This window comes from Kitasatospora sp. NPDC059408 (genome assembly GCF_042751525.1).
Lineage (GTDB): Bacteria > Actinomycetota > Actinomycetes > Streptomycetales > Streptomycetaceae > Kitasatospora.
Genome location: NZ_JBHYWI010000009.1, coordinates 132,759 through 150,798, shown reverse-complemented (window position 1 = coordinate 150,798; position 18,040 = coordinate 132,759). Strand labels below are relative to the sequence as shown.

Genomic DNA, 18,040 nt, shown 5'->3' with positions numbered 1-18,040 from the left:
GACCCGGCCGCCCGGCGGTGTCCGCGGGTCAGCGCCGCGAGCGGCGGACCGCGATCAGACCGCCACCGAGCACCAGGAGCAGCACCGTGAGCAGCAGGGCCGGCTTCGGGCTCCGGCTACCGGTGGGCGGCAGCGGGGGCTTGGTCGTCGGGCTGGGGCTGGGCATGACCCGGACGATGGTGGTGGTCGAGCAGTTCCCGCTCACCGCCCGCCGTGCGCCGCCGGCGCCGTCCCCACCGCCGGCGCCGGAGCAGTTGGAGCCGTCGGCGCTCAGGCGGTTGACGAGCGTCGTGCCGCCCGCGCCCGGCTTCACGGTGACGGTGTACGTGAGCGTCTCCGTCGCTCCGGGCCGGATGTCCAGCGTCCACGTCAGCCGCGGCGCGGAGTAGGCCGTCCGCCCGCTGCTGGCGTGGGCGTTGAGGTCGTACCCGGCGCCGTCCAGGACCCCGGACAGGTCGTCGGTGACGACGGCGCCGAAGTACGTGCCGCCGGCCCGGTTGGTGGCGGTGACGGTGTACGTCACGGTGTCACCGGCCTTCGGGTCGGACGGGCTCGCGTGCTTGGCGAGGAGCAGGTCGTGCCGAACGGTGATCGGCTCCGTCGGGGTCGCCACCGCGGTGTGCGTCGGCGTCGTCGGGTCCGGACCGCCGGTCACCACGACGGTGTTGACCGGGACGGCCGTGGCGTTCGGGTCCAGCGTGCCGGTGAGCGTCCAGGAGACCGTCGCGCCGACCGGGACCTCGACGGCCGGGCAGGTCGCCAGGCCGTCCGTGACCGGGCACGGCGTCCCGTCCCCGTCGGCCGTCATCGAGAGCCCGTTCACCCCGGCGGGCACCTGGTCGGTCACGACCACGTTCCGGGCCAGCGAGGGCCCGTCGTTGGTCACCGTCACCCGCCACTGGATCTGCTGCCCGGCCACGACCGGGGAGGTCAGCAGGACCTTGGCGACGGTCAGCCGCGCCTGTGCCGACGGCGAGCCGGACGGCGGGGCCACCGCCGTGTGCGTCGGCGTCGCCGGGTCCGGACCGCCGGTCACCACGGCCGTGTTGCCCGGGGTGACGGTCGCGGCCGGATCGAGCGTGCCCGTCAGCGTCCAGGTCAACGTGACGCCGACCGGGATCTCCACCGCCGGACAGGTCGCCACGCCACCCGAGATCGGGCAGGTGGCACCGCCGGGCCCGGTCATCGCGGCGCCGGTCACACCCACCGGCACCCGGTCGCTCACCACGACGCCACGCGCCACGGAGGGCCCGTCGTTCGTGACGGTCACCCGCCACTCGATCGGTGCCCCGGCCACGACCGGGCTGGTGACGAGGACCTTCGCCACGCTCAGCCGCGCCTGCGCCGAGGGCGAGGACGTCGGCGAGGCCACCGCCGTGTGGGTCGGGGTGCCCGGGTCGGGCCCGCCCGTCACGGTGGCCGTGTTGGCCGGCGTGACGGTGGCACCGGCGTCCAGCGTGCCGCTCAGGATCCACGTCCGGATCGCATCCACCGCGATCGCCACGCCCGGGCAGGTCGCAGTGCCGTCGGCGATCGGACACGCGGTGCCGTCGTCGGCCGTCATCGAGGCGTTCGACACCCCGGTGGGCACCCGGTCGCTCACGACCACGTCACGGGCGGCGGACGGTCCGCGGTTGGTGACGGACACCTGCCACCGGACCTGCTGCCCGGGCACCACCGGATCGGTGAGCAGCACCTTCGAGACCGACAGCCGCGCGTCCGGCACCGGCCCGACGGTGGGGCTCGCCACCGCCGTGTGCGCGGTCGTGCTCGGGTCCGGACCGCCCGTGACGATCACGGTGTTGGTCGGCGTGACGGTGGCGGCGGGGTCGAGCCTCCCCGTCAGGGTCCAGGTCAGCGTCACACCGACCGGGATCTCCACCGCCGGACAGGTCGCCACGCCACCGGCGATCGGGCAGTCGCTGCCGTCCTGGGCGCTCATCGACGCATTCAGCACGCCGTCCGAAACCTTGTCGGCCACGACCACGTTCCGGGCCCGCGAGGGACCGTTGTTGGTCACCGTCACCCGCCACTGAACCTGCCGGCCGGGCACTACGACGTCCGTCACCAGCACCTTCGACACCACCAGGCTCGCCTGCGGCTCGGGACTGCCGCTCGGGGAGGCAGTGGCGGTGTGCACCGAGGTGCTCGGGTCGGGCCCGCCCGTGACGGTCACCGAGTTGGTCGGCGTGGCCGTGGCGTTCGCGTCCAGCGTGCCGGACAACGTCCACGTCATCGTCCGCCCGGCCGGGATCTCCACCGCCGGACACGTCGCCAGACCTCCACTGATCGGACAGACGGTCCCGTCCGAAGCCACCATCGAGGCGCCGTTCACCCCCGACGGCACCCGATCACTCACCACCACGTTCTGAGCCCGCGAGGGCCCGTTGTTCGTCACGCTCACCCGCCACTGGATCTGCTGCCCAGGCACCACCGGATCGGTGACCAGGACCTTCGACACCGACAGATTCGCCTGCGGAGACGGCGAGCCCGACGGCGAAGCGACCGCCGTGTGCGAGGACGCCGTCGGATCAGGACCACCCGTCACCGTCACCGAGTTGGTCGGCGTGACGATCGCATTCGGGTCCAGCGTGCCGGACAACGTCCACGTCATCGTCCGCCCGGCCGGGATCTCCACCGCCGGACACGTCGCCACACCACCGCTGACCGGACAGCTACTCCCGTCCGAAGCCACCATCGAAGCGCCGTTCACACCCACCGGCACCCGGTCGGTCACGACCACGTTCCGAGCCCGCGAAGGACCGTTGTTCGTCACGCTCACCCGCCACTGGATCTGCTCCCCAGGCACCACCGGGTTCGTCACCAACACCTTGGCAACCACCAGATTCGCCTGCGGAGACGGCGAGCCCGACGGCGAAGCGACCGCCGTGTGCGAAGACGCCGTCGGATCCGGACCACCCGTCACCGTCACCGAGTTGGCCGGCGTGACGATCGCATTCGGGTCCAGCGTGCCGGACAACGTCCACGTCATCGTCCGCCCGGCCGGAATCTCCACCGCCGGACACGTCGCCACACCTCCACTGATCGGACAGACGGTCCCGTCCGAAGCCACCATCGAGGCGCTGCTCACCCCCGACGGCACCCGGTCGCTCACGACGACGTTCCGCGCCCGCGAGGGCCCGTTGTTCGTCACGCTCACCCGCCACTGGATCTCCTGCCCAGGCACCACCGGATCGGTGACCAGCACCTTGGCAACCACCAGATTCGCCTGCGGAGAAGGCGAGTTCGACGGCGAAGCCACCGCCGTATGCGAGGAAGCCGTCGGATCCGGACCACCCGTCACCGTCACCAAGTTGGCCGGCGTGACGGTCGCATTCGCGTCCAGCGTGCCGGACAACGTCCACGTCATCGTCCGCCCGGCCGGAATCTCCACCGCCGGACACGTCGCCACACCACCGCTGATCGGACAGCTGCTCCCGTCCGAAGCCACCATCGAAGCGTTGTTCACACCCACCGGCACCCGGTCGGTCACGACCACGTTCCGAGCCCGCGAAGGCCCGTTGTTCGTCACGCTCACCCGCCACTGGATCTGCTCCCCAGGCACCACCGGATCGGTGACCAGGACCTTCGACACCGACAGATTCGCCTGCGGAGACGGCGAGCCCGACGGCGAAGCCATCGCCGTGTGCGCGGACGCCGTCGGATCCGGACCACCCGTCACCACCGCCGAGTTCGTCGGTGTGACCGTCGCATTCGGGTCCAGCGTCCCGCTCAGCGTGTACGACGCCGTCTGCCCGACCTCCAGCTCGATCGCCGGGCAGGTGGCGACGCCGTTGCCGATCGGGCACCTGGTGCCGTCCTCGTCCGAGACCATCATCGCGCCGGACACCCCGTCCGGGAGCCGGTCCGCGACCACGACGTTCCGCGCGCGGGACGGCCCGTTGTTCGTCACCGACACCCGCCACTGGACGGTCTGCCCCGGCACCACCGGGTTCGTCACCAGCACCTTGGTCACCGAGAGCCGTGCCTGCGGCGACGGCGTCCCGGTCGGGCTGGCGACCGCCGTGTGGGCCGACGTGCTCGGGTCCGGGCCTCCGGTCACGACGGCCGTGTTGCCGGGCACGGTGGTGGTGTCCTGGGCCAGGGTTCCCGAGAGCGTGTAGGTGACGGTCCGGCCGACCGGGATCTCGACCCCCGGACAGGTCGCCACGCCACCGGTGACCGGGCAGGCCGTCTTCGTAGCGTCCGGCGAGAGCGAGGCGCCGACGACTCCGTCCGGGAACCGGTCGCTGACCACCACGTTCCGGGCCTGGCTCGGGCCGTTGTTGGTGACGCTGATCCGCCAGGCGATCGGCTGCCCCGGCACCACCGGGTTCGTCACCAGCACCTTCGACACGGACAGACTCGCCCGCGGCTCGACCGTGTCGCTGGCCTGCGCCGTCGCGGTGTGCGCCGTGGCCGTCGGGTCGGGTCCGCCGGTGACGGTCGCGACGTTGACCGGGGTGCTGGTCGCCGCCGGGTCGAGCGTGCCGGTGAGGGTGTAGGAGACGGTCCCGCCGGCCGGGATCTCGACGGCCGGGCAGGTCGCCGTCCCGCCGGTGACCGGGCAGGCCGAGCCGTCGGCGTCCGCGATCATGCCCGCACCGTTCACCATCGCCGGGATCGTGTCGGAGACGACCACGTTCCGGGCCCGCGACGGACCCCGGTTGGTCACCGTCACCCGCCACTGGATCTGCTGCCCGGGTACCACCGGGTTGGTCAGCAGCACCTTGGCGATGCCCAGGTTCGCCTGCGGCGTGGGCGAGTCGGTGGGCGAGGCCACCGCCGTGTGCGCGGTAGCGGTCGGGTCGGGGCCACCGGTCACCACCACCGTGTTCGTCGGCGTGACCGTCGCGTCCGGCGCCAGCGTCCCGGTCAGGGTGTACGAAGCCGTCTGGCCGACCTCCAACCCGATCGCCGCGCAGGTCGCCGTCCCGCCCGCGACCGGGCACGTGCTCGCGTCGGCGTCCGACTGGAGGACGGCGTTGTTCACCCCGTCCGGGATCCGGTCCGTGATGACGACGTCGCGCGCCCGGGACGGGCCGTTGTTGGTCACCGTCACCCGCCACTGGATCTTCTCGCCCGGCACCACGGGATCGGTCAGCAGCGCCTTGGCCACCGTCAGACTGGCCTGCGGCGACGGCGAGTCGGACGGCGACGCAACCGCCGTGTGCGTCGGCGTGGCCGGATCCGGCCCGCCGGTCACCACCGCCGTGTTCGTCGGCGTCACGGTCGCGTCCTGCATGAGCGTGCCGCTCAACGTGTAGGTCCGCGTCTCACCGACGGCGAGCTCGATCGCCGGGCAGGTGGCCGTCCCGTTCGCGATCGGGCAGACCGTCCCGTCGGCGGAGGTCATGCTCGGACCGCTGACACCGTCCGGGACGCGGTCGGCGACCACGACGTTCCGCGCACGCGACGGCCCGTTGTTCGTGACGGACACCCGCCACTGGATCTGCTGCCCGGGAACCACCGGATCCGTGACCAGCACCTTCGACACACTCAGACTCGCCTGCACCGACGGCGAGTTGGACGGCGAAGCCACCGCCGTGTGCGTGGAAGCCGTCGGGTCCGGGCCGCCCGTCACCGTCACCGTGTTGGTCGGCGTGGCCGTGGCATCCTGCGCCAGTGTGCCCGTGAGCGTCCAGGTCAGCGCCTGCCCGGCCGGGATCTCCACCGCCGGACACGTCGCCGTGCCGCCGCTGATCGGACAGGCGGACCCGTCCGCATCCGCCTTCATCGAGGCGCCGTTCACACCTGCGGGCACCTGGTCCATCACCACGACGTTCCGCGCCCGCGAAGGGCCGTTGTTGGTCACCGTCACCCGCCACTGGATCTGCTGCCCGGGCACCACCGGATCCGTCAGCAGCACCTTCGACACGGAGAGCCGCGCCTGCGGAGTCGGGGACGAGGTCGGCGAGGCCACTGCCGTGTGCGAGGACGCCGACGGATCGGGCCCGCCCGTCACCGTCACCGAGTTCGTCGGCGTCGTGGTCGCGTCCGGGTCCAGCGTGCCGGTCAGCGTCCAGCTCGCCGAGGACCCCGCCGGGATCTCGACGGCCGGGCAGGTCGCCGTCACGTTCGCGATCGGGCACGCGGTGCCGTCCGCCGCCGTCATGTTCGCGTCCCGGACACCGGCCGGCACCTGGTCGGTGACGACGACGTTCCGCGCCCGCGAAGGACCGTTGTTGGTCACCGTCACCCGCCACTGGATCTGCTGCCCGGGCACCACCGGATCCGTCACCAGCACCTTGGCCACGACCAGATTCGCCTGCGGAGAAGGCGAGTTCGACGGCGAAGCCACCGCCGTATGCGAGGAAGCCGTCGGATCCGGACCACCCGTCACCGTCACCAAGTTGGCCGGCGTGGTGGTCGCATTGGGATCCAACGTCCCGGTCAAGGTCCAGTTCATCGAGCCACCGGCCGCGATCTCGACCGCCGGACACGTCGCCGTGCCACCTCTGATCGGACAGACGGTCCCGTCCTGGGCTGTCATCGACGCGTTCAGCACACCGCCCGGGACCTTGTCGGTCACGACCACGTTCCGCGCCCGCGAAGGACCGTTGTTCGTCACCGTCACCCGCCATTGGATCTGCTGCCCGGGCACCGCCGGATCCGTCACCAGCACCTTCGACACACTCAGACTCGCCTGCGCCGACGGCGAGTTGGACGGCGAAGCCACCGCCGTATGCGTGGAAGCCGTCGGGTCCGGGCCGCCGGTGACCGTCACCGAGTTGGTCGGCGTGGTCGTCGCATTGGCGTCCAGCGTGCCACTCAGCGTCCACGTCACCGTCTGCCCGACCGGGATCTCCACCGCCGGACAGGACGCCACACCAGTCGCGATCGGGCAGACGGTCCCGTCCGACGCCGTCATGCCCGCACCGGACACTCCGTTCGGAACGGTGTCGGTGACGACGACGTTCCGGGCACGAGAGGGCCCGTTGTTGGTGACGCTCACCCGCCACTGGATCTGCTGCCCGGGAACCACCGGATCCGTCAGCAACACCTTCGACACCGACAGATTCGCCTGCGTCGATGGCGAGTTGGACGGAGACGCCACCGCCGTATGCGTGGAGGCTGTCGGGTCAGGACCACCCGTCACCGTCACCGAGTTGGCCGGCGTGGCCGTGGCGTCGGAGGCGAGCGTGCCACTCAGCGTCCACGTCACCGTCTGCCCGACCGGAATCTCCACCGCCGGACAGGACGCCACACCAGTCGCGATCGGGCAGTTCGTCCCATCCGCATCCGCCCGCATCGAGGCGTCGTTCACACCGGACGGCACCTGATCGCTCACGACCACGTTCCGGGCCCGCGAAGGACCGTTGTTCGTGACCGAGACCCGCCACTGGATCTGCTGCCCGGGCACCACCGGGTTCGTCAACAGCACCTTCGACACCGACAGATTCGCCTGCGGAGACGGCGAATTGGACGGCGAAGCAACAACCGTGTGCGAAGACGCCGTCGGATCCGGACCACCCGTCACCGTCACCCCGTTCGTCGGCGTGATGGTCGCGTTGGAGTCCAATGTGCCGGACAAGGTCCAGCTCGTCGAGTCACCGGCCGCGATCTCCACCGCAGGACAGGTCGCCGTGCCGCCGCTGATCGGGCAGGCAGTCCCGTCCGAAGCCGTCATCGAAGCGCCGCTCACACCCGCCGGCACCTGGTCGGTGACGACCACGTTCCGCGCCCGCGAGGGCCCGTTGTTGGTCACCGTCACCCGCCACTGGATCTGCTGCCCGGGCACCACCGGGTTCGTCAGCAGCACCTTCGACACCGACAGATTCGCCTGCGGAGACGGCGAATTGGACGGCGAAGCGACAGCCGTGTGCGTGGAAGCCGTCGGATCCGGACCACCCGTCACCGTCACCGAGTTGGCCGGCGTGGTGGTCGCATTGGCGTCCAGTGTGCCGCTCAACGTCCACGTCAGCGTCTGGCCGGCCGGAATCTCCACCGCCGGACACGTCGCCGTTCCGCCACTGATCGGGCACGGGGCATTGTCGGCGTCCGCCTTCATGCTCGCACCGGACACCCCGGTCGGCACGGTGTCGGTCACGACCACGTTCCGCGCCCGCGACGGTCCGCTGTTGGTCACCGTCACCCGCCACTGGATCTGCTGCCCCGGCACCACCGGGTTCGTCAGCAGCACCTTCGACACCGACAGATTCGCCTGCGGAGACGGCGAGTTCGACGGCAAAGCGACAGCCGTGTGCGTGGAAGCCGACGGATCCGGACCACCCGTCACCGTCACCGAGTTCGAGGGCGTCACCGCCGCGTCGGAGGCGAGCGTCCCGGTCAACGTCCACGTCAGCGTCTGGCCGGCCGGAATCTCCACCGCCGGACACGTCGCCGTCCCGCTCGCGATCGGGCAGGACGTCCCGTCAGCGTCGGCGCGCATCGAGGCGTCGTTCACACCGGACGGCACCTGGTCGGTCACCACGACGTTCCGCGCCCGCGAGGGCCCGTTGTTCATGACGCTCACCCGCCACTGGATCTCCTGCCCGGGCACCACCGGGTTCGTCACCAACGCCTTCGACACGGTCAGGTTCGCCTGCGGAGACGGCGAGGACGTCGGCGACGCAACCGCCGTGTGCGTGGACGCCGTCGGATCCGGGCCACCTGTGACCATCACCGTGTTCGTCGGCGTGACGGTCGCATTCGGGTCGAGCATTCCGGACAGCGTCCACGTCAGCGTCTGCCCGACCGGGATCTCGACCGCCGGACACGTCGCCAGGCCATTGGCGATCGGACAGGCGGTCCCATCCGAAGCCGCCATCGAAGCGCTGTTCACACCCGCCGGCACCTGATCCGTCACCACCACGTTCCGCGCCCGCGAAGGCCCGTTGTTCGTGACGCTCACCCGCCACTGCACCTGCCGGCCGGGCACCACCGGGTCGGTGACCAGCACCTTCGACACCGTGAGGCTCGCCCGCGCCATCGGGGACGACGTCGGCGACGCGACGGCGGTGTGCGCGGTGGTCGACGGGTCGGGCCCACCGGTCACCACGGCCGTGTTCGACGGCGTCGTGGTCGCGTTGGCGTCCAGCGTGCCGGACAGCGTCCACGTCGACGTCTGCCCGACCGGGATCTCCACCGCCGGACACGTCGCCACATCACCGCTGATCGGACAGGTGGACCCATCCGACGCCGTCATGGAAGCGTTGTCCACGCCCGACGGCACCCGGTCGCTCACGACCACGTTCCGAGCCCGCGAAGGACCGTTGTTCATAACCGAAACCCGCCACTGGATCTGCTGCCCCGGCACCACCGGATCCGTCAGCAGCACCTTCGAGACGGTCAGACTGGCCTGCTGGGAGGGCGAGCCGGAGGGAGAAGCCACCGCCGTGTGCGTGGACGCCGTCGGATCCGGACCACCCGTCACCGTCGCCGAGTTCGCGGGTGTGGTCGTCGCGTCGGAGGCGAGCGTGCCCGTCAGCGTCCACGTCACCGTCTGCCCTGCCGGGATCTCCACCGCCGGACACGTCGCCGTACCGCCGGCGATCGGGCAGGACGTGCCGTCGGAGGCCGTCATGCCCGGGTCGTTCACACCGGCCGGCACGGTGTCCGTGACGACGACGTTGCGGGCCCGCGAGGGGCCGTTGTTGGTGACGGTCACCCGCCACTGGATCTCCCGGCCGGGGATCACCGGGTCGGTGAGCAATGTCTTGGAGACGACGAGGTTGGCCTGTGGCATCGGGGAGGAGGACGGCGAGGCGACCGCCGTGCGGGCCGTGGCCGAGGGGTCGGGCCCGCCGGTGACCACGGCCGTGTTGGTCGGCGTCGTGGTCGCGTTGGCGTCCAGCGTGCCGGTCAACGTCCAGGTCGGCGTCTGCCCGGCCGGGATCTCCACCGCCGGGCACGTCGCCGTGCCACCGCTGATCGGACAGGCGGTCCCATCGGCGTCCGCTGCCATCGAGGCGCCGTTGACGCTCGCCGGCACCTGATCCGTCACCACCACGTTCCGCGCCCGCGACGGACCGCTGTTCGTCACCGACACGCGCCACTGAATCTGCTGGCCCGGCACCACCGGATTCGTCAGCAACACCTTCGAAATGCTCAGCCCCGCCTGCGGCGTGGGCGTGGCGGTCGGCGACGCCACCGCCGTGTGGCTGGAGGCGGTCGGGTCGGGCCCACCGGTGACGGTCACGCCGTTGGTCGGGGTGGCCGTCGCGTTGGGGTCGAGCGTGCCGGCGAGCGTCCACGTCAGCGTCTGCCCGGCCGGGATCTCGACGGCCGGACACGTCGCCACACCAGCGCTGATCGGACAGGCAGTCCCGTCCGACGCCGTCATCGAAGCGCCGCTCACACCCGACGGCACCTGATCCGTCACCACGACGTTCCGCGCCCGCGACGGCCCGTCGTTCGTGACCGACACCTGCCACTGGATCTGCTGCCCCGGCACCACCGGGTTGGTGACCAGCACCTTCGAGACGGTCAGATTCGCCTGCGGAGAGGGAGAGTTGGAGGGTGAGGCGACGGCTGTGTGTGTGGACGCCGTCGGATCCGGACCGCCCGTCACCGTCACCGAGTTGGCCGGCGTGGCCGTCGCGTCGGAGGCGAGCGTGCCGGTCAGCGTCCAGGTCAGGGTCTGCCCGGCCGGGATCTCCGCCGCCGGGCAGGTGGCAACCCCGTTGGCGATCGGGCAGTTGCTCCCATCGGCGTCGGCCCGCATCGAGGCGTCGTTCACACCGGAAGGCACCTGGTCGGTCACCACGACGTTCCGCGCCCGCGAGGGACCGTTGTTGGTCACGCTGACCCGCCACTGGATCTGCTGCCCGGGCACCACCGGATTCGTCAACAACACCTTCGACACCGACAGATTCGCCTCCGGAATCGGCGACGACGACGGCGAGGCCACCGCCGTGTGCGAGGACGCCGACGGATCCGGACCGCCCGTCACCGTCACCGAGTTGGTCGGCGTGGCCGTCGCGTTGGGGTCGAGCGTGCCGCTCAGCGTCCAACTCGCCGAGGATCCCGCCGGGATCTCGACGGCCGGACACGTCGCCACACCACCGCTGATCGGACAGGCAGTCCCGTCCGACGCCGTCATCGAAGCATCGCTCACACCCGACGGCACCTGGTCGGTCACCACGACGTTCCGCGCCCGCGAGGGACCGCTGTTGGTCACGCTGACCCGCCACTGGATCTGCTGCCCGGGCACCACCGGATTCGTCAACAGCACCTTCGACACCGACAGGTTCGCCTGCGGAGTCGGCGACGACGACGGCGAGGCCACCGCCGTGTGCGTGGACGCCGACGGATCCGGACCACCCGTCACCGTCACCGAGTTCGTCGGCGTGGCCGTCGCGTTGGGGTCGAGCGTGCCGCTCAGCGTCCACGTCCGCGCCTGGCCGGCCGGGATCTCCACCGCCGGGCAGGTCGCGACGCCGCTCGCAATCGGGCATTGCGTGCCACCCGGAGCCGTCATCGTCGGGTTGTCGACCCCGGCCGGGATCGTGTCGGTGACCACGATGTTCCGGGCCCGGGACGGGCCCGCGTTGAAGACGTTGATCTGCCACTGGATCTGCTGCCCGGGCACCACCGGGTTCGTCACCAGCGTCTTGCTGACCTGGAGGGCGGCCTCCGGCGCGGGCGTGGCGGTCGGCGAGGCCACCGCCGTGCGCGTGGAGGCGGACGGGTCGGGACCGCCCGTCACGGCCACCGAGTTGGTCGGCGTCGTGGTCGCGTTGGGGTCGAGCGTCCCGTTCAGGATCCAGCTCAGCGACGAACCGGCCGGGATCTCCACCGCCGGACAGGTCGCGACACCGCCACTGATCGGGCAACTGCTCCCGTCCGCGTCGGCCTTCATCAATGCGCCGGTGACACCCGCCGGAACGGTGTCCGTGACGACGACGTTGCGGGCCCGCGACGGGCCGTTGTTGGTCACCGTCACCCGCCACTGGATCGGCGCACCGGGCACGACCGGGCTGGTGAGCAGCGCCTTGGAGACGGTCAGGTTCGCCTGCGGCGTCGGGGAGGAGGACGGCGAGGCGACGGCCGTGCGGGCCGTGGCGGACGGATCGGGACCGCCGGTGACGACGGCCGTGTTCGTGGGGGTCGTGGTCGCGTTCGGGTCCAGCGTGCCGCTCAGTGTCCAGGTGGCGGACGACCCGGCCGGGATCTCCACCGCCGGGCACGTGGCGACGCCGTTGCCGATCGGACAGGTGGTCCCGTCGGACGCCGCCATCGAGGCGCCAATGACGCCCGAGGGCACCTGATCCGTCACGACGACGTTCCGCGCCCGTGAAGGCCCGTTGTTCGTGACCGTCACCCGCCACTGGATCTGTGCGCCCGGCACGACCGGGCTGGTCAGCAGCGTCTTCGAGATGGTGAGGTTGGCCTGCGGGCTGGGCGTGGCGGTCGGCGAGGCGACGGCGGTGCGCGTGGAGGCGGACGGGTCGGGACCGCCGGTGACGGTCGCCGAGTTGGTCGGTGTGGTGGTCGCGTCGGAGGACAGCGTGCCGCTCAGGGTCCAGCTGGCGGTGCCGTTCACAGGGATCTCGACGGCGGGACAGGTCGCCGTGCCGTTGGTGATCGTGCAGGAGCCGCTGTCCTGGTCGTTGACCATGGCGGCGCCGGACACCCCGGTCGGGACCTGGTCCGTGACGACGACGTTCCGGGCCCGGGACGGGCCGTTGTTGGTGACCTTCACCTGCCACGTGATCTGCTGCCCGGGGATCACCGGGCTGGTCTGGAGGGTCTTGGAGACCACCAGGTTCGCCTGGCCGCCCGGCGGGATGGGGTTGGCGGTGCTGGTGCACTTCGGCGAGCAGTTCGGGTCGGTGGCGCCGCTCGGCGGGGTGACGGTGGCCCGGTTGTCCAGCGAGCCGTTCGCGTCCGACGGCACCGTACCGGTCAGCGTGTAGGTCACCTGGCCGCCCGCCGGGATGTCGACCGTCGTGTCGATGTCGCCCGTGCCGGAGGGGGTGCTGCCACAGCTGCTGCCGCCGGAGGCCTTGCACGTCCAGGTGAAGGCCTGGATGGCGTTGGGCAGCTTGTCCTTGACCGAGGTGCCGACGGCGTCCGACGGACCGTCGTTCTTCACCACGACGGTGTAGGTCAGCGGCTGCCCGGGCACGTAGGGGTTCTTGTCCGGTGTCTTGGTCACCGACAGCCCGGTGGTGACCCGTCCGGGGGTGTCGGCGGTGCTGGAGCAGGTCGGGCCGCAGTTGGCGTCGGTCGTGGCGCTCGGCCTGGTCACCGTCGCGGTGTTCGAGAGCGTTCCGGTGGTGGAGGACGGGACGGTGCCGGTGACGGTGTACGTGACCCTGCCGCCGACCGCGATCGTCGCCGTCGTGTCGATGCTGCCGGTACCGCTCGCGTCTCCGCAGCTGTTGCCGGAAGCGGCCGAGCAGGTCCACGTGAAGGCGGAGAGCGCGGACGGCAGGGCGTCCCGGACCGCCGCGTTGACGGCGGGCGCCGGGCCCGCGTTGCTCACCACGACGGTGTACGTCAGCGCCTGCCCCGGGACGTACGTGGTCGGCGAGGCCGTCTTCTGGACGGACAGGCCGACCTGGGTCACCCACTCGACGACGATCTCGCCGTTGCCGCCGTCCGCGTAGCCGCCGCCGTCGCCGATGCCGCTGCCGCTCACGTACTGGGCGTCGGTGCGGCCGCCCGAGGTGCCGCCCACGCCGTTGCCGGTGCTGTTGGTGCCGTTGGAGGTCTGCGTGTTGCTGACTCCGGTGCCCTTGTTGTAGCCGGAGCCGCCGCCGCCCATGCCGTTGGCGTCGAGGGAACCGCCGCGCTGGCAGGCACCGCCGCCGCCTCCGTAGTAGCCGCCACCACCACCGCCGCCGCCCTCGTACAGCGCTGCGCTGGCGCCGCGGCCGCCCTGGTACTGGCTTCCGGCGCCGGTGGCCGCGCAGGCTGTCTGGGTGGCGCCCGCGCCGCCCGCGGTCTGGGTGCCGCCCCGGCCGGAGGCGGTCGGCTGGTTGTCCTGGCCGCCGTTGGTGCCGCCGCCGCCACCGGCCGCCGGGGTCAGGGCGTCGGCGCCGGGTGAGGAGCCGCCGCCACCGCCGGCGATGAGCAGCGGGTTGGTGCCGTAGGCGCCGTTCCACACGGCACTCAGACCGCCGCCGCTGCCGCCGCTCGCCTGGGTCTTGCCCTGGCCGCCCGCGCCGCCGCCACCGTACGTCGAGCTGGTGCTGTTCATCAGCCCGCCCTGCCCCACGGTGAGGGTGAGGGCCTGACCTGGCGTCACCGCCAGGGTGCCGGTGGTGTAGCCGCCGCCACCGCCGCCGTACTGGCCGGTGTAGTAGGCGCGCGGGGAGCCCGCGCCTCCGGCGCCGAAGACGCGGGCGTACACACTGCTCACCCCGGCCGGCACGGTGAAGGTCTGGTCGCCGCCGCTGTACGTGAACCGTGTGCAGTTGGTGAAGCCGCTGGACGGCGTGCACGCCACCAGGGCCCGCTGCTCCCCGGGCAGCCCCTGTGGCGCGTACGCGGGCGGGACGGCGGCGAGCGCGAGCCCGCCCTGGGGCACCAGGCACAGCAGCGCGAGCACGCCCCGCATCGCCGTCGAGAACCGACCGCCGAGCAACGACCTCACCGGAGCCATCCGGCGTCTCCTCTCGCGACCGCGCACCTACGGGCGCAGATGTGCGGGCAACACGACAGTCACGCGAATGCACGCGTGCGCGATCAGAGATAGCCGAGGTAAAGCGCGAGTAAGGACAACCGTGGATCGTGTCATCGTATTTTCGGACCAAGATCCGCGCTTTCGGCCCACAGCCGGACACCGTTCGGCGCAGCATGCGGGCGGGGGCGGAAACGGAGGTGGGCCGGTCCGCCGGGACCGGCCCACCACGATGAAGGAGCGTCAGCCGAAGGCCGGCACCGTGTCGAGGATCGCCAGGCGCGCGTTGGCCGTCTTGATGCTGCCGCAGAGCACCTGCGCGCCGCCGATGCGGTAGTCCTCGCCGCTGCCGGTGGCCTTGATGACGGCGCCCTGGAGGGTGTTGTACTGCTTGTCCTGGAGGTCGTCCTTGCGCAGGTCGCGGACGACGATGAGCTTGCGGACGAGGTCGCCGGCGCCCTGCTGGGTGGCGAGGGCCTTCTTCTGGTCCTCGGGCAGCTTCGCGAAGGCCGCGTCGTTCGGGGCGAAGACGGTGACGTTCTCCATCGAGTCGAAGATGTCCTTGGCCTTGGCCGTCTTGACCAGCGCGGACAGCTGCGAGAGGTCCTTGGTCTGGTCGACGGCGGTCAGCACGGGCGTGCCGCCCATCGCGTCGAGGCTGCCGGGGCCCTGACCGGGCATCGCCGCGCAGGCCTGGCCGAAGGCCTTCTCCGGCGGCGGGGGTGCGACGGCCACCGGGCCTGCCCCGCCGACGCCGACGCCGCTGCAGCCGGCGAGCGGGGCGAGGGCGAGCGCCAGGGCCGCGAGGAGGGCGGGGCGGTGGGTGCGACGGCTCATGCGGAGGTCCTCCTGGGGGGAACCGGTCGAATCGTGCCGGATACGCCCAGATGGTGACATCGCGCCGGGCCGCCGCCCGGGAGGTAGGGCCCGCACCGCACCGCCCGTCACCCGTGCGGCGCCGTCGGCCGTCAGAGGTGCTTGAAGCCCTCGATGGCCGTCCGGACCACCTGGTTCAGCTCGTCGCTGCCGGCGTGCCCGGAGTCCTCGATGATGTGGAGGCGGGCGTCCGGCCACGCCTTGGCCAGTTCCCAGGCCGTATCCGGCGGGCCGCCCATGTCGTGCCGCCCGTGCACCAGGACGCCCGGGATGCCGGCCAGCTTGTGGGCGTCGCGCAGCAGTTGGTCGGGCTCCAGCCAGGCGCCGTTGCCGAAGAAGTGGGCGCAGATGCGGACGAACGCGATCCGGTCGTCGACCTCGCGGTTGCTGTACATGCCGGGGCTGTTGTTGGGCTCGCCCGAGATGACGGCGTCCTCCCAGGCGAGCCAGTCGGCGGCGGCCTTCTCCCGGACGGCCCGGTCGGGGTTCTCCATGAGGCGGGAGTAGGCGGCGAGCAGGCTGCGCCAGTCATCGCCGAGGGCGGCGCGCTCGTCCTCGGGGACGCCGTCGCGGAAGCGGTCCCAGGCCTCGGGCTGGAAGCGCCGGGCGCCCTGGTAGAGCCACTGGGTCTCGGCGGGCCGGGTCGTCGTGATGGCCGCGACGACGATCTGGGTGACGCGTTCGGGGTGCTGCTGCGCGTAGGCGAGGAGGAGGGTCGAGCCCCAGGAGGCGCCGTTGAGCAACCAGCGGTCGATGCCGAGGTGTTCGCGCAGCCGTTCCATGTCGTCGATCAGGTGCTGTGTGGTGTTGAGGCTCATGTCGGCGGCCGGGTCGCTGGCGTGCGGGGTGCTGCGGCCGCAGTTGCGCTGGTCGAAGCGGATGAAGCGGTAGCACTCCGGATCCCAGGAGCGGGCGGGCCTGCGCATCGCGCCGGCTCCGGGCCCGCCGTGGACGTTGAGGGCGGGCTTGCCCTCGGGATTGCCGAGCTGTTCGTAGTAGATGCGGTTGCCGTCCCCGGTGTCGAGGAATCCGGTGTCGTAGGGCTCGGTCGGAGGATAGAGATCAACCATAACCGTCGAGCCTACGGCCGACGGGGGTCGAACTCATCCGATTTGTTTCCGACTTGACGGTGGATCAGGAGCGGATCAAGAGCGGATCAGGAGCGGCCCAGCAGGTCGTCCAGCTCGGCGGCGAAGAGCAGCGCGGGATCGAAGCCCATCCCGGTGAAGTGCCCGGCGAGCTCCAGGGACAGGACGCCGTGCAGGCGGGTCCAGAAGGACAGCGCCCGGTGCAGCACCTCGGGCGGGGCCGGGTGCCCGCCGTCCCAGGTGCGGTGGTCGGCGAGGTGGGCGTCGAACGCCGTCGCGGGCCCCTCCGGCGCGAAGGCCGTCCAGGCGTCGAGGAGGACCGCCATGATCTCGCCCGAGACGGCGGTGGTGTCGTCGGGTGCGTGGTAGCCGGGGACGGGGGTGCCGTAGATGAGGAAGTACCGGTGCGGATCCTCCAGCGCCCACGCGCGCAGCACGTGCGCCAGCCCCGGCAGGTCGGCACCCGCGGCGGCGGCCGCACCGAGGGTGTCGGCGAGTCCGCGGTAGGCGTCCCGGACGAGCTCGGTGATGAGGTCGTCCCGGCTGGCGAAGTACCGGTAGAGCGCCGGCCCGCTCACGCCCATCCGCTTGGCGATCGCGTTGAGCGAGAGCGCCGAGGCCCCGGCCGTGGCGATCTGCTCCCAGGCGTGCTGCTTGACCTCCGCCCGCACCTGCGCCCGGTACCGCTCCCGCGGGGTGTCCGCACCGGTCGTCGCCATGGCCGCCCCACTCCCGTCGCTACACACTGAAGGTTTCGCTAGAAGCTATCACGACCACTGTGCGTCGGCAGGCGCCACGGGATCCCTTGACCTGTCGCCCGCCGAGAGTTAGAACTTATAACGACAGCGAGTGGCTATGCCTCTCACGATGGCCACTCACCCAATCGTTGGAGGAGCACCATGCCCAGCCTTCGCACCGCCCTGGCCGGCGCCGCCGTTGCCGCGAGCCTCCTCGGCGTCGTCGCCTCGCCCGCCTCTGCCGACTCCGCCCGGAGTTCGCTGACGTGTCGCGGAGAGGGCGTCGACCCGGGGGCCGCCGTCCGCTACCGGGCCTCGACCGTCGTGCACGCTTCGCTCGGCACCGTCTGGCGGCTGCAGACCGACGTCGAGGGCTGGCCCTCCTGGCAGGCGGCCGTCGGTTCGGCGGAGCGGCTCGACGGCGGGGTGCTGCGGCGCGGGTCGGCGTTCCACTGGACGACGCCGATCCCGCCGAACCCCGCGACCACCGCGACCAGCCTGGACATCACGTCGACCGTCCGGCAGATCCGGCCCGGCGCCTGCATCCGCTGGACCGGGCCCGCCGTCGCCGACGGGCTGCGGATCGACGGCGTGCACGTGTGGAACGTCGCGGAGGTCGACGGCGGGGTCCTCGTGAGCACGGAGGAGACCCACACCGGCACCCAGGTCGACGCCGACGTGCCCGCCGCGACGGCGATCCTCCGGGCCGGGCTCGACGCCTGGCTGCACGACCTCAAGGCCGCGGCCGAGGCGCAGGACGACTGAGC

5 protein-coding genes are annotated in these 18,040 nt (G+C 71.8%); 1 reads left to right on the top strand and 4 read right to left on the bottom strand.

The features are described 5' to 3' along the window. Window positions 1–28: 28 nt before the first annotated feature. The 4 genes from ACFXDE_RS09275 to ACFXDE_RS09260 form a co-directional block, all read right to left on the bottom strand. Window positions 29–14,554: a hypothetical protein gene (locus ACFXDE_RS09275; protein ID WP_380492426.1), complete on the bottom strand. Its 14,526-nt coding sequence runs from the start codon at window positions 14,552–14,554 to the stop codon at window positions 29–31. A 261-nt stretch (window positions 14,555–14,815) separates the two neighbouring features. Then, window positions 14,816–15,409, bottom strand: coding sequence for a fasciclin domain-containing protein (locus ACFXDE_RS09270; protein WP_380444836.1), 594 nt, complete (start codon window positions 15,407–15,409; stop codon window positions 14,816–14,818). A gap of 131 nt (window positions 15,410–15,540) precedes the next feature. Then, window positions 15,541–16,518, bottom strand: coding sequence for a prolyl aminopeptidase (gene pip / locus ACFXDE_RS09265; RefSeq protein WP_380492423.1), 978 nt, complete (start codon window positions 16,516–16,518; stop codon window positions 15,541–15,543). Window positions 16,519–16,604: 86 nt separating this feature from the next. Next, window positions 16,605–17,255: a TetR/AcrR family transcriptional regulator gene (locus ACFXDE_RS09260; protein ID WP_380492421.1), complete on the bottom strand. Its 651-nt coding sequence runs from the start codon at window positions 17,253–17,255 to the stop codon at window positions 16,605–16,607. 180 nt (window positions 17,256–17,435) lie between these two features. Between ACFXDE_RS09260 and ACFXDE_RS09255 the strand changes: the two genes are divergently transcribed. Next, window positions 17,436–18,038: an SRPBCC family protein gene (locus ACFXDE_RS09255; RefSeq protein ID WP_380492419.1), complete on the top strand. Its 603-nt coding sequence runs from the start codon at window positions 17,436–17,438 to the stop codon at window positions 18,036–18,038. Window positions 18,039–18,040: the final 2 nt, after the last annotated feature.